This window comes from Gardnerella sp. c10Ua_31, from assembly GCF_055700915.1.
This window is the reverse complement of the sequence record NZ_JANUYG010000002.1, coordinates 440,956-455,053: the sequence shown is the minus strand read 5'-3', so window position 1 is coordinate 455,053 and position 14,098 is coordinate 440,956. Positions and strand designations below refer to the sequence as shown.

Genomic DNA, 14,098 nt, shown 5'->3' with positions numbered 1-14,098 from the left:
TGTAAATACAAAAGCCTGCTGAAGCTTGCAAAGTGTTGCAAATCAGCAGGCTATTTTGTAGTTTTATTTCTAGCTTTTGATTCTAGTTTTCGTTTGATTTAGCTGGTGATTATTAGTCAATCAAGCCGTACAAACGATCGCCAGCGTCGCCAAGACCTGGAACAATATAAGCTTTGTCGTTCAAATGCTCATCTACAGCGCAAACAACAACCTTAAAGTCAATAGAAGGATCAATCTCCTTCTCAATGCGCTCCAAGCCTTCTGGCGCTGCCAAAATGTTAATAGCAGTAACATCTTTAGCGCCGCGCTCTGCCAAATAATGCGTAGCAGCAATAAGAGTGCCACCAGTAGCAAGCATTGGGTCAAGAAGGAAGCATTGACGACCAGTCAAATCTTCTGGTAAACGATTAGCATAAGTGACGATGTCGAGAGTTTGCTCGTCTCGCTTCATGCCAAGGAATCCAACCTCAGCGGTTGGAAGAAGGCGAGTCATGCCGTCGAGCATACCAAGACCAGCGCGCAAAACAGGCACAACCATTGGGCGTGGTCGGTTCAAATGCTTGCCAGTCATCTTGCAAATAGGAGTTTCAATCTCGCGATCGCTAACTTCCAAGTTGCGTGTTGCTTCGTATGCTTCGAGAGTTACCAATTCGGAAACTAACTCGCGGAAAATATTAGATGGTGTATTCTTATCTCGCAAAACGGTGAGCTTGTGGTCCACCAGCGGATGATGTAAAACATGAAGATCCATACCTTCTAGATTAGTGCAAGCATTGCACGTTAAGCTAGCGGCGTGCCGTGATTATTTAGAAAAAATATAAACAATTGTTAATGAAGGTTGAATTTTGTGAATTGTTGGAGAATTTAAAACATCTTAAAAACGCTGACTTGTGAAAGCGCCTGTCGGCGCAAACGCCGCTCGCAGCGGCAAAAAATGGAGCCCGGGGCTTAAGCACAAGCCAGCGTCACTTCCTGAGTATACATGCTTTTAGATTTCAGCGCGCCGCGAATAATCTAATCAAGCTTGCCTGCTTGCCATAATTTTGCGCCGCTAGCAAAGTCTAAAGAAAGCGCGTGCATGTTTGCGCAAGTGTGTAAAACGTTGGCAATTTTTTGCGCGCTGCTGCTTTCAGAATTTTGCGTCTGGCCTAGTCTTTTTGCGTACGTGCGCATTCCGCGCGAAATAATCGCGCTAAACGCAGAAGCGCGATATAGCGCAACAGCAAAATCGCCAGTAAACGCGCCAGAAAGAATCGAGTCTGCAAGTCGCGCAATATCTTCTTTTGTAGGAGACTCGTCAACTCCAGTAATCGCCGAAGCGCTAGTGGCCTCTGGCTCGCCAATGCGCCAATATGCAGCATAAGAGTCGCCATTCTTGCGTAGTGATGTTCTAAGCAAATACAGTCTCCAAAGCATTCCAGGAAGCGATTGTGCCTCTGCTTTACTCCACAAATCCGCAATAATCTCAATGCCTTCGTTTTCTACCAAGTTAAGCACGCGCGCAACAATCTCGGGAGTTTGCGTTTTATGAACGCGGTTCAGCAAGACGGCTGCGGAAGTGTGGCTAATCTCGCTTACGATTTGTGGGTCTGTGCCGCCTTCGATTTGCGCGAGCATAGCTGGATCCATTTGCGCTGGCCTACTAGGGCGATTTGCGCCGATTGGACTTGGCATAAACGCAGATCTACTCGAGTGAATTGAGCCAGATTTTGAATTTAGATTAGTAGACAATTGGCAAAACCTTTTCTATGTTTACGATTTTAGGGCCTTTTTCGGTGCTTACAATGTGCAAAATTACGGCACTTCCAGTAGGCATATATGGCGATTTTTGACTAAGTATGCGTTTATTTGCTTTTGGCTTAGAAATATCCCTTAAATGTGCAAAAAATGTTCCAATAATTGGGCGATGCAAGCACATAACTGTTGTTGCGGTTGTTGTTTCTGATTTTGTTTTTGTTGTTGTTTCTGTTGTGTTGCTATCGTTAGTTGTATCTATAAGATTTTTTATTTCACTTGTTAGCACGTTTAGAGTTGATTTTGGATTTTTATCGTGAAAATCTTCTGTAAGTTCCGCCACTTTTTCTATGTTGATTGAAGAGTTTTTTGCAAAAGCGTCTACAGTTTCCAAGCATCGCTTCCAAGGAGAAGAAACAATTTTGTTTGGAGCATAGCAAGCAAGCTCGCGACCGAGCGCATAGGAGGCGGCGGACCCAAGAGGTGTGATTGGACGAGTGGCTTCGCTGCCTTGCCAAGCTTTTCGCGATTCCGCTTTGCCGTGACGCACAAGAATAAGCGTTTTATAATTTGCTTGACCAGACTTTATTCGTTCAAGGAATGCGTCTAAAACAAGTTGATCACTATCGTGCGTAAGTTTTTTGCGAGCGTCTTCGGGTGTAAGCCAAATAACATTGCCAATTTCTGTAGGTTTTGCTGGTTTTATTGGGCCAAATGCTGGAAGTCGCTTTATTGCATCGCCTTCGCTGATTTCGCGCATCATCCAATAGTGAATTCGCTTGATTACTTCTGGCTGATCGTTATTTTGCGAGCCGTTTTTTGTGCTGCTTTTTATGCCGTTTTTTGCAGACGATTTTTTGCCTTCGTTTTCGAGTGGATACTCGATTTGCGCAATATGTGGTCCAAGTGTAACTGCGTAGCCAGTCTCTTCGCCAACTTCGCGCACAGCAGTGTGACGATGCGATTCATTGGCTTCGTTCTTGCCTTTTGGCCAGCTCCAATCGTTGTATTTTGGGCGGTAAACAAGGCAAAGTTCTATGTTGCTTTCGTTTAACACTTGATTACAAGCGTTGGATTCGCTGCCAACATTACCGAAATCTTTATTTGGATTTGTGATGTTCGGATTGCTTGACTTGCTTTCTTTGCTAGCAGTTTTGCGCAAGCGGTAGATAATACCGCCAGCTGCTTCAACATATCTCTTCGCTACTGTTGCACTCATATTCACTATTTTAGCGTTTTTCTTTTGTAACTTTTAGTTGTGCTTTAATGTTTTATATTTTGTACGCAGGCATGACTGGCATAAACGTGCGTAGCAAAAGTGTTGTTATTGTTTGCTAATCTTCCAAATATCCTAAAACTGGCAAATTATTGCGTAAAAAATATCCTAAAACTGGCAAATAATTACTCAAAAAACATCCCAAAACTGGCAAATAATGCTATAATCGTTGTAATATCAACATTAAAAAGAGTAAGCCATGAAACGACTAGCATTACAAAAATTAATCGCCTGGAATAGTAAACCAAATCGCAAGCCACTAATAATATGGGGTGCGCGTCAGGTTGGCAAAACGTATCTAGTAAAAGATCTATTTGCAGAAAAGTATTATAAAAATAGCTATATTTACATCGATCTTAAAAAAGAAGATGAGGTTCGTAACTTTTGCGAAAGCACAGCAAACGCAGAAAAAATTATAGAATACTTGTCTTTGCGATTTTCCAAGGCTATAGATGAAGGTACTTTGCTGATTTTTGACGAGATCCAAGAATGCCCAAATATTATTTCGTCGCTTAAATATTTTTGCCAAGATTTTAGAAAAATTCACGTAATTGCAACGGGTTCAATGGTGCGAATCAAATTGCATCGCGAAGCTCACAAGCAAAATTCGTCTAAATCAGCAGTTGGTCAATTCCTCTTTCCAGTAGGCAAAATTGACCAGATAACAATCTATCCAATGACTTTTGGTGAGTTCCTACTAAACAATAACAGTCTTTTATATTCTAAGGTGCGTGAAGCTTATGATTCTAAGCAAGCGCTTTCTGCCGAAATACATAATCTTGCGTTAAGCGAGGTGTATAAATATTTGCTGATTGGAGGTATGCCAGAAGCAGTAGAAGCATATATTGAACGTAAAGATTTACTAGAATCGCGTGAGATTTTGCGCTCGCTTTATGACAATTATCTTGCAGATATGGAGTTGTATCAAGCAAGTAGCGAATCGATTTTAAGATCTCGACTTTTATTTGAGAATATTTTTAGAGAGCTTAACAAGGAATCAAAAAACTTTTCAGCTGGTCTTATTAAAAAAGATAGTAGAACTAGAGATTTTGCTACGTCCATTCAGTGGCTGCTTATGACCCATATTGTTAATCAGTCATTCCAACTCAAAGAGCATATAACCATGCCGCTTATGCAAGAGAACGAAAGTAATTTCCGACTATTTTTGTGCGATATTGGCATGTTCTCGTATCAAAGTGCCATAAATGCAGCATCTTTTATTTCAAACGAAAGAGACAATACTCTATCTGGAATTTTCTTTGAGAATTACGTTGCGAATGAACTTAGTGCAAATGGTTTAAATCTGTTTTATTGGCGTGGAAAATCGGATTCGGAATTGGAATTTATAGTTGAATCAAATAACAAGCTTTTTCCGATTGATGTTAAAAAAGGCAGAGGAACTCTTAATTCTTTAAATAAGTTTGCAATGCACAACAAGTTTGAGTTTGCAATAAAAGTTTCTAAAAATAATTATGGCTATGATGCAAATCAGAAAATCGCGACTATGCCATTTTATTTTATGACGTTTGTTGCTGGCGATTTGGCTGCTGGAACGCTTGAGATTTAGTGACTGTGACTGTATGACGTGACTGTGTGGATGCGGACTGTGTGGATGTGTGGATGCGTAACTGTGTGGATGCGCTAGGATAGCGATTCGTGAGTATGCCTAAAAAAGTCGCAGCTCGTTTGAATCAGCACCGCGCATATCGTCATAATCCAAAATAAGGCAAGTAAATCCTCTATCTTGCGCAAGAACGCGTGCTTGTGGACTAATCGTTTGCGCTGCAAAAATTCCGCGAACGGGCTTAAGAAGTGGGTCGCGGTTTAGCAACTCGCAATATCGCGTAAGCTGCTCAACGCCGTCAATGCCGCCATTTCGCTTGATCTCAATAGCAACGTGAACGCCGTTAGAATCCTTAGCCATAATATCCACTGGTCCAATCGCAGTAGGGTATTCGCGGCGAACAAGCTTTGCGCCTTTGCCAATGCGTTCAATTTGCTCTGCTAAGTAATGCTGTAAATGCTCTTCCACGCCGTCTTTAACAAGACCTGGGTCTTCGCCTAAATCGTAGGAAGAATCGCTATAAACGTGTTGCAAAACTATGCGAAGTATGTCGTTGCCCTTTTTTGCTGCGATTTTTAGAACAGTTCCGTTTGCAAAAACAGATTCGACATTAGACACGGTATTAGATTCTTCGCTAGATTCATTAGATTCGCTATCTAATTCTGATTCTTCTGATTCTTCTGATTCTTCTGATTCGTCCGATTCTTCAGAATCGCCAGAATCCTTCTCAACGTGCATCGTGCACGGAGCAACCATCCAATTTAGAGGCTTGTAAGAGCCAATCTCCGAAAAAATAAGCACGCTTCCGTCTTCTTTAATAAGCAAAACGCGCTTAGCTGTTGGAAGACTTGCGTTAAGCCTACCCGTGTATTTTGCACTACAATCCGCAACAATAATTCGCACACAAAAAGCGTAGCATAAATCGCGTAACTATCTGCACAAAAACTATCTACCCAAAACTTCCGCTAAATCGCGTAAACTATCTGCCCAAAGCCGCCGCTAAATCGCGATTCTGCCAGCGCTGATGCAACGCGCAATAGCCTCCAAAAAGCAAGAGCCAAATAAGGCCGCCAATCGCAGATCCACGAGTGTCTTCGCTAATAAACAGCGTTATGTACACAAACACAAAGAACGCAATCGTTAGCGAATTAAGCAACTTATAGTGCGGCATAACAAAGCCGTCTGGCATAAAATCAGCCGAAGCGCGGTACTTTCTGTGCGTAACCATAATCAAAATGTAAATCATGATTATTACTGCCGAAGATGCAGAAGCAAACACAATAAACGCGCCATGCACTCCAGGAATTGAGTTAATAAGCGGCGAGAACAGGATTAGTGCAGCAGAGAAAATGATTGCTCGCGCAGGAACCTTAGTGCGCGAAACCTTGCGCAAATGCGAAAGAACAGGAGAATTAGATTCCAGAGCAATTTGATACATGTGCCTTCCTGCAGAATAAAGCAGTGAATTAAGCGCAGAAGACGCTGCTGTAATAACAACAAAGAACACGAGCGCCGAAGCCCAATGAAGTCCCGCATATTGGAAAACCATAATAAACGGAGACATGTAAACGCCTTTAGAATCGGTAGCTTTAAATTGTTGCCAAGGAACAATCAGCATGATTGAAGCGAGCGCTCCAACGTAGAAAATCAAGATTCGCATAATGATTTCATTAATCGCCTTTGGCAAAACTTGGCGAGGATTCTTAGTTTCCGAAACTGTAACGCCTACAAACTCAATAAGCTGGTATGCGTAGAACACCATTTGGAAGCTCATCAAAAATGCCAGCCATCCATTTGGCATAAGCGAGAAGTTGTTGAAAATATTGTCAAAGCCTGCGTGGCCTGCCGGATTTGCAACGCCACTAATCTGTGTTGCAGGGTAATGGTAGCCAATAATAACCATCACGGCAGCAGTTACAATAAGGGCAACGATTAGCGTTATTTTGATCATTGAGAACCAAAACTCTGTTTCTCCAAATAGCTTTACAGCAACCAGATTTATGCACACTAAAGCAGCCAAAAACGCTACTTCTATAAGCCATTTCCAGCTGCTAACGTCTATGCCAAAAGTTTGGAAGAAAGTAACGCAATATGTGCTAACTGCCGTAATCTCACTCATGCCAATAAGCACAAGCACTATCCAATACGACCATCCTGCAAAATTGCCCCAGCCTTTGCCTAAATATCGCGTAATAAAGCTAATAAACGTGTGCTGATTTGGGTCTTTATACATGAGTTCGCCAATGCCACGCATAAGCAAAAACATGATTAGGCCAACAATTATGTACACAAACATAATGCTTGGGCCTGTAAGACTAATGGATTTGCCCGAGCCTAAGAATAGGCCAGTGCCGATTGTTCCACCTATAGCAATGAATTGAACGTGTCTTTTTGTAAGGCTGCGCTCCATCTTGTTAGTGTGACCATTGTTAGTTTGGTCAATATCACTCATTGCTATAACTCCATTCTTTTAGACGTGAGCTTTCAATTTTATAGGAACCCTTAAATATTGGATTATTTATATTATTTGGATTATTGTTAAACATTTTTTAACGCATATAGGATTATTCCACACTTTTAAGCGAACTTACAGGGTCAATGCGGTCCAATGCGGGATTGGTTGACCATTGAACAATCAAAGCAAAGATTAGCGTTGCAAAGCCAGCAATCGCATAGCTTAGCCAAGATACCTCGACTTCAAAATACAGTGCTGGCATTCGCAAGGCGTTTGTTAGCAAGCCAGCAACTAGTCTTCCTAGTGGTAAACCAACTAGAATACCAATTAAAGTAAGAGTAAGCATCTCCTTATGCACGTAAGCGTGAACTTCTCTACGGTAGAATCCAAGAACTTTTAACGTTGCCATCTCTCGCGAGCGCTCCGAAATATTTGTGCTTGCTAACGTGAATAGCACGGCTAATGCTAAGCCAGCAGCCAAAGTTACTATAAGCGCTACAACAGCATTCATTAAATCGAAGCTAAACGAATGTTTCATGCGCGTAATGCTCATAACAGCTAGAATGCCGCTTCTGTTTGCAAACTGATCTGCGTAACGCATTTTTGCGTCATCGTTTCCGCGAAGGCGCATCATTAGTGCATTATTCTTAACATTTTTCCCATTTTTAAAACCGAATATTCTTTCATAGCAACGAGAAGTCATATAAATGTTTGAACCAATAAGATTACGCACGATTGCGCGCAACTTCACTTTTGCACGCTTAAAACTTGAGTTTGTTATTGTAATGTAGTTTCCACTCGAAATGCCCAGTGATGATGATGCGCTTTGTGAAAGAAGCGGACCCGAGTCATCAAGCGAAATATTTTGCAAATTATTGTTAACATCTTGAAGGCGAATCATTTTAGACAACGTTGCCGAATCTTTAACAACTACGATTTGCACGCTTTCGGAATCTTCAACGCTGCTATTATGTGATTTGCTATTAGATTTGCTGTTAGATTTACTATTAGAATTACCATTATTCGCATTGCTTTTTGCGATTTCTCCAGAGCTAATGTAGGCAGGCAAAATGGCATCAACAAGATTGTTGGATTTATCTTTTTGCACGCTTTTCTTCATATTATGGAATGCATCTGGAGTAGAAATAGAAATCATATCGTAGTGGTAAATGCCGTCATATTGGCGTATTCCAAGAGTTGCTACAGTATCGTTTAACGCTAAAGCACACACGATTAATGCCGTGCAGCCAGCTACGCCACCAATCGTCATAAATAATCTGCTTTTAAAACGAGCTAGATTTCTTATAGATACTTTGTTTAGGAAGCTTAGACGATTCCAAATAAAAGGTAATCGTTCAAGAAGCACGCGGGCTCCAGCTTTTGGAGATTTTGGACGCAATAATGCCGCTGGAACTTGCCTTGTCTCCCTCCAGCTTACGATTATTGTACATATTGCAACTGGTATTACAAACGCGAGCACACAAAGCGAGCCATAAAGCCAGTCGTATCGCAAAACGACTCCAGGAACTGTGTACAATCCGCGCAAAATCTTAAGTAGTAAAGATGGGATCGCTAAGAATCCTAGAATATCTCCTATTCCACCGCCTATAAAGCATGCAAAAATCGCAAAGAAAGCGTGCCTTGTTATTGCTGCGCAACGACCATACCCTAAGCTTAAGTATGTTCCAATTAGCCCTCGCTCTTCTTCTACCATTCTTGCCATGGATGTAAGGCTCATCATCATTGCTACTACAAGAAAAAGCACTGGGAAGGCATATCCAAGTGACTGAATTGAAGCTACGTCGGATCTTAAGCTAGCATAGCTTCCATTCTCAACGCGAGTAGTAATATACCATTTTGCTTTAGGAACATTCTTTTTTACTTCTGTCTTAATTTTTGCGTAAATTTGCGCACGAGCCTTAGCTAAAACCGAGTTGGGAGCGTTTTTAAGCATTGGCATGTTGACTATAGTTTGATCTACTTTTTGATTAGCTTGGTCTTCTATAACTTGATTTGTGCGCGCTTCTTCGCAATCATTTTGCACGCCATTTTTAATTTGGTTTGAAGCATTTGCCACAATTGCGCGATACTTTTGTGAAAAATTGTTAACTCGTTGAGTCTCATCTAGGCGCACAGAAATAGACGTGTATGGAAGATTATTTGTGTTTTCAGTAATCGCAGAGGTAAAAATTGGGTAGCGCGATACTACAGAATTGCGGAAAGCTTTTGATTGATACCCTTTTGGATTGTCTAAATCGTTTATGTCTAGCACGCTTCCTGTGATTAGAAGCTTATATTTTTGATTTTGATTCGTTTGATTAGACGAATTATTTTGATTATTTTGATTAGCTTGATTATTTTGATTAGCGTTCTGTTGCATACTCAAAAACAGTGTGCTACCAACGCGCAACCCACTATCGTGCAAAAATCGTTCAGTTACGGCAGCTTGGTGATTATTAGTTGGCATATTGCCGCGCAGTAGATGCAGTCGATTTAGATTTTTAGAATTGTGATTATATTGCACAACGTTCATTGCATAAGATGAGTCGGCATTATTTGAAGGATGAGCAGTAGCTTTTAAAGACTTTTCGCCCTCGGCTTCACTAACAAATGGCAATTTTTTGATTGATTTAACATCGTTTTTAGTCAATCCAAGAGTGGAAACGATTTGTAAATCGTAAGCTTTGAGCTTAGAGTAAGTGTCATCTGCTCCAAGAAGCATATCGTTGCATCCTGCATAAATGCCAGTCATAACAGCAACACCAAGCATTGCTATAACTGCTAGTATGCAAAAACGGCGCCATTCGTGAATCCACATTCGTACAGCGCTAATAAAAACTATTGGCAAAATAGAGTGTGCGCGCTTAGTGCGAATCGCAGTTTTACGCTTGATTATCTTGGATTTTACGGTTTTGTTATTCACTATAAATCACCACTCTGCATCACCCTTCTGCATTACCACTCAATATCTGCAATTGCCGTAGGATTTTCTTGCACTGTTTCGCTTATAACTTTTCCAGAATGGAATCTCACAACCTTATGAGCCATAGGAGCAATAGCAGCATTGTGTGTAATAATAAGAACCGTCATTCCTTCTTTTTGGCAAATATCTTGCAATAATTGCAAAACAGCTTTTCCAGTTTCGTAATCTAACGCACCCGTAGGCTCATCGCATAAAAGCAACTTAGGTTTTTTAGCAAGTGCGCGCGCAATAGAAACTCGCTGCTGTTCGCCTCCAGAAAGTTGTGCTGGGAAATTATTAAGTCTTTTTTCCAAACCTACGTCAATAAGTGTTTGAGCTGGATCAAAATGATCTGAGCAAATTTGTGAAGCAAGCTCCACATTTTCTAATGCAGTCAAGTTTGGAACAAGATTATAGAATTGAAAAACAAAGCCAATATCTTCTCTTCGATACTTTACTAATCCGCGGCCATTTAACTTTGTAATATTTAAATCACCAACAGTTACACTACCGCTTGTTGCTGTATCCATGCCACCTAAAATATTCAAGGCTGTAGTTTTACCTGCACCCGAAGCGCCTAATATTACGGTGAGTTTACCGCGTTCGGCAGTAAAACTAGCATCATTTAGCGCGCGCACAACACTTGAGCCAGATGGATACTCTTTTACAACATGATCAAAAGTTATGTACGCCACAATACTCCTTGCTTACTGACTACTTAATTGTGCTTTCGCTATTAATGTTTAATTTTAATTTATTCGGTTAATATTTAATTCTATTTATTGGAATAGTGATACGCCACGCCTTGCTGTGCAATATGCGTTTCCAAGCCAAGTGTGCCTTGAATTTGGCCAAACAGCGCCAAGACGTGCGGCTCCTTGACTTATCCAAATACTTGGAACCCTTCCATCGGAGCTTTTTGAGCCTAAAAGATTAAAGCCATTTTTGCTTTCAAGCCAATCAGGATGCTGCGTTGCAATCGCTAATCCTTCTTCTAAAGTTAAAGGAAGGCGCTCGTCGGAGTCTATAAGCTTTCTGGCAACATCTGGCTCACGATTCAAATACGATGTGCCCGTATGCGGGTCAATCGCAAGGTAAAATGGTCCTTCTGGAGGCTCAAAACCATCTTGAGGCAAGAAACTAGCTATATCTCGAGGTGGCATTGTTGTAAAACCGGCCATTCTCTCAATGCTAGTTCTAGAAATCAAGGATTCTGGCGAAACCAGCTCGCGAGTAGGCACAAGAAGAATGTTTGTTCCCAAATCGCTTTGCTCAAGCGCGCGAATAAGTGGCAATGCTAAAGCGCGGAACGCCGCTGCACTCATATCTGCAACATCTGGGTAGCCAAGGGCAACAATGCGGTCAAGCTGTTTTTGTATTTCTTGCGAAGCAATAGACATAGTTACATTTTACGTAAAATTTTCTACAATCGCGAGTGCGACTTAGCTTGATTAATACGCAAATCCGCGTTTTTTAGCTACGATTTCCGCCAATTGTACAGCGTTAAGCGCAGCGCCCTTGCGAAGATTGTCGTTTGTAATAAACATTGCTAATCCGCGCTTTCCATCAACCGCTTGATCTTGGCGAATGCGGCCAACGTAGCTCGCAGACTTTCCTGCAGCAAGCTGAGGCGTAGGAATATCGTCTAGTGCAACGCCAGCGGCCGATTTTAGCACTTCGCGAGCCATATCTGGAGTTACATCGTGCTCAAATTCGGCATTAATGCTCATTCCATGACCCGTAAAAACGCCCACGCGCACGCATGTGCAACTCGCTGCAAGCTTTGGCAAGTGCAAAATCTTACGACTTTCGTTGCGAAGCTTTTGCTCCTCGTCGGTTTCTTGCGATCCGTCATCAACAATCGCGCCAATAAATGGCACAACGTTGAATGCGATTGTGCGCACAACTTTGGTTGGTTGCGGAAAATCAATCGCATCTCCATCAAACACAAGCTTATCTGCGCCCTGATTTAAAGCCGCTTGCGCTTCGTTCATAAGCTGCAACGCACCAGCTCTGCCAGCTCCAGAAACGGCCTGGTAGGAAGATACAATAAGTCGCTTTAAGCCAAAAGCGTCAGAAAGTGGCTTTAGAACAGGCATGCACGCCATTGTTGTGCAATTAGGATTTGCAACAATCCCACGCGGAATATCGTTCAAATCTTGCGGATTTACTTCTGCAACTACAAGAGGCACATCGTTATGCATACGCCATTGAGAAGAGTTATCGATTACTATTGCGCCAGCATCCGCAAATCGCGGCGCCCACACTTTGGATGTTCCGCCACCTGCGGAGAAAATCGCAATGTCTATTCCGCTTAAATCTGCTTTTTCCACGTCTTCTACAACAACATCTTTGCCGCGATAGTTCAAAACAGTTCCAGCAGAGTGCGCGGAAGCCAAAAATCGCAAGTTTTTAATTGGAAAATCGCGCTCGTCTAATACGCGACGCATAACCATTCCAACCTGGCCCGTGGCACCTAAAACCGCAAGGTTTACGCCTGTGTTGCTTATAATTGCCATTTTGTCTCCCTTATTTTTGCGATTTTGCGTGAGTTTCTTTGATTTTTACGATTATTTAAGCGGATTTTTGCGCGCGATCAGCGCCCGCTTCCTCCATAAACAACAGCTTCGACTTTGCTTGCGTCCAATCCGTAGGCTGTGTGAAGTGCGCGAACCGCTTCGTCGAGCTGCTTTACTGGAACAATCGCCGCAATGCGAATCTCGGATGTGGAAATCATAAGAATATTAATTCCGTGATCGCTTAGCGCTGTAAAGAAGGTGGCTGCAAGACCAGAATAAGTTTTCATTCCAACGCCAACAACTGCGACTTTTCCAACAGAAGGGTCCACATCCATAGACGTAAATTGCAATTCTCCGCGCGCGCCCTGCAAAACCTTGCAAACGGCGTCCAAAGCCGAGCTTGGAGCTGTAAGAGATATGTCTGCCGTCTCGGTAGATGCGCTTGCCTGAGCAATCATGTCTATGTTAACGTTTGCTGTAGCAAGAGTCGTAAACACTTTTGCTGCGTTTCCAGGCTTGTCTGGCACGCCTCTAAGAGTAATCATGGACTCGCTTCTATCGTGTGCAACGCCAGAAATTACAGGAGTTTCTGGTCCTAAGTCTGGGAATAAATCGCCCATTGTGGAGCGAATATCTACATTTGTCATTTTATTTGCTATTGTATTTGCCATTTTTGCCGCCTTCTGTCTATTGCTTCTGCTTATTTACTGTGTCTTACGTTTCGTCTTATTTTGTGTGTTTTATTTTGTGTTTTATTTTTGTGTATTATGCCTATATTTTTAATAAATAATTAGCTTAGATTTGGCAGGCTTTTTGGATCTACGCCATTAGGAACAACCAAAGTGCCATTTCTGTGCGAAAACGAGCTGCGAACATGCAATGGCATGCTAAATCGTTGCGCATATTCAACGCATCGCAAAGCCAAAACGCGCGATCCACAAGACGACATCTCTAGCATTGAATCGTAGTCAATAACGGGGATTCGCTTTGCTGTTGGAACAATTCTAGGGTCTGCTGTAAAAACGCCATCAACGTCTGTGTAAATCTCGCAAATATCTGCGCCCAAAGCTACAGCCAGCGCCACTGCAGAAGTATCTGAGCCGCCTCGGCCAAGCGTTGTGTCGTCGCCAATTTCGCTGATTCCTTGGAATCCTGCAACAATAGCAACACTGCCTTTTTTAAGCGCGTGTTGAACGCGATCTGGCTTAACAGCGCGAATATGCGCCGCTCCAAATTGCGCGTCTGTCATAAAACCAGCTTGCGACCCTGTAAAAGAGTATGCGTGCGAGCCTTGCGCGTGAATCGCCATTGCCAGAAGGCTCATAGAAATGCGCTCGCCTGCAGTCATAAGCATATCCATCTCTCTGGCAGGCGGATGCGCGTTTACACTCATTGCTTGGTCAATAAGATTGTCTGTTGTATCTCCCATAGCCGAAACAACAACCGCAACGTCGTTTCCAGCAGCTTTTGTGTCTAGAATCCTTTTTGCTACGCGCTGAATTGCGTCCGTGTCTTCTACAGACGAACCGCCGTATTTCTGCACTATAAGAGCCACTTTAACCCCTTATGTTCAGCTGTTATGCTTCTA

At 42.3% G+C, this 14,098-nt stretch carries 12 protein-coding genes; 1 reads left to right on the top strand and 11 read right to left on the bottom strand.

What is annotated here, in order from left to right:
- Window positions 1–112 precede the first annotated feature (112 nt).
- The 3 genes from upp to NYP55_RS04445 form a co-directional block, all read right to left on the bottom strand.
- A complete protein-coding gene (upp, locus tag NYP55_RS04455; RefSeq protein WP_004120306.1) occupies window positions 113–751 on the bottom strand; it encodes a uracil phosphoribosyltransferase in 639 nt (212 codons plus the stop codon).
- Window positions 752–1,014: 263 nt separating this feature from the next.
- Window positions 1,015–1,674, bottom strand: a complete 660-nt coding sequence (locus tag NYP55_RS04450) for a hypothetical protein (RefSeq protein ID WP_016832426.1) — start codon at window positions 1,672–1,674, stop codon at window positions 1,015–1,017.
- A gap of 46 nt (window positions 1,675–1,720) precedes the next feature.
- Window positions 1,721–2,953 (bottom strand): NUDIX hydrolase, encoded by a 1,233-nt coding sequence (locus NYP55_RS04445; protein ID WP_004131097.1) that lies wholly within the window; start codon window positions 2,951–2,953, stop codon window positions 1,721–1,723.
- A gap of 256 nt (window positions 2,954–3,209) precedes the next feature.
- Between NYP55_RS04445 and NYP55_RS04440 the strand changes: the two genes are divergently transcribed.
- Window positions 3,210–4,577: an ATP-binding protein gene (locus tag NYP55_RS04440; RefSeq protein WP_415702687.1), complete on the top strand. Its 1,368-nt coding sequence runs from the start codon at window positions 3,210–3,212 to the stop codon at window positions 4,575–4,577.
- Window positions 4,578–4,676: 99 nt separating this feature from the next.
- On the opposite strand, the gene nucS is transcribed toward NYP55_RS04440, so the two are convergent.
- The 8 genes from nucS to NYP55_RS04400 form a co-directional block, all read right to left on the bottom strand.
- Window positions 4,677–5,477, bottom strand: coding sequence for an endonuclease NucS (gene nucS, locus NYP55_RS04435; RefSeq protein WP_472781612.1), 801 nt, complete (start codon window positions 5,475–5,477; stop codon window positions 4,677–4,679).
- A 76-nt stretch (window positions 5,478–5,553) separates the two neighbouring features.
- Window positions 5,554–7,026: an amino acid permease gene (locus tag NYP55_RS04430; RefSeq protein WP_415702689.1), complete on the bottom strand. Its 1,473-nt coding sequence runs from the start codon at window positions 7,024–7,026 to the stop codon at window positions 5,554–5,556.
- A 112-nt stretch (window positions 7,027–7,138) separates the two neighbouring features.
- Window positions 7,139–9,952, bottom strand: a complete 2,814-nt coding sequence (locus tag NYP55_RS04425) for an ABC transporter permease (RefSeq protein ID WP_472781611.1) — start codon at window positions 9,950–9,952, stop codon at window positions 7,139–7,141.
- Window positions 9,953–9,984: 32 nt separating this feature from the next.
- On the bottom strand, window positions 9,985–10,686 hold the full coding sequence (locus NYP55_RS04420; protein WP_020757715.1) for an ABC transporter ATP-binding protein: 702 nt from the start codon (window positions 10,684–10,686) through the stop codon (window positions 9,985–9,987).
- 84 nt (window positions 10,687–10,770) lie between these two features.
- Window positions 10,771–11,391, bottom strand: a complete 621-nt coding sequence (locus tag NYP55_RS04415; protein ID WP_004131086.1) for a DUF5701 family protein — start codon at window positions 11,389–11,391, stop codon at window positions 10,771–10,773.
- Window positions 11,392–11,442: 51 nt separating this feature from the next.
- On the bottom strand, window positions 11,443–12,510 hold the full coding sequence (locus tag NYP55_RS04410) for an aspartate-semialdehyde dehydrogenase (protein ID WP_472781610.1): 1,068 nt from the start codon (window positions 12,508–12,510) through the stop codon (window positions 11,443–11,445).
- Window positions 12,511–12,587: 77 nt separating this feature from the next.
- Window positions 12,588–13,157 (bottom strand): ACT domain-containing protein, encoded by a 570-nt coding sequence (locus tag NYP55_RS04405; protein ID WP_032835986.1) that lies wholly within the window; start codon window positions 13,155–13,157, stop codon window positions 12,588–12,590.
- A 143-nt stretch (window positions 13,158–13,300) separates the two neighbouring features.
- Window positions 13,301–14,065 carry an aspartate kinase gene (locus tag NYP55_RS04400; protein ID WP_004131083.1) on the bottom strand — a complete coding sequence of 255 codons (765 nt, stop codon included), beginning with the start codon at window positions 14,063–14,065 and terminating at the stop codon, window positions 13,301–13,303.
- Window positions 14,066–14,098 lie beyond the last annotated feature (33 nt).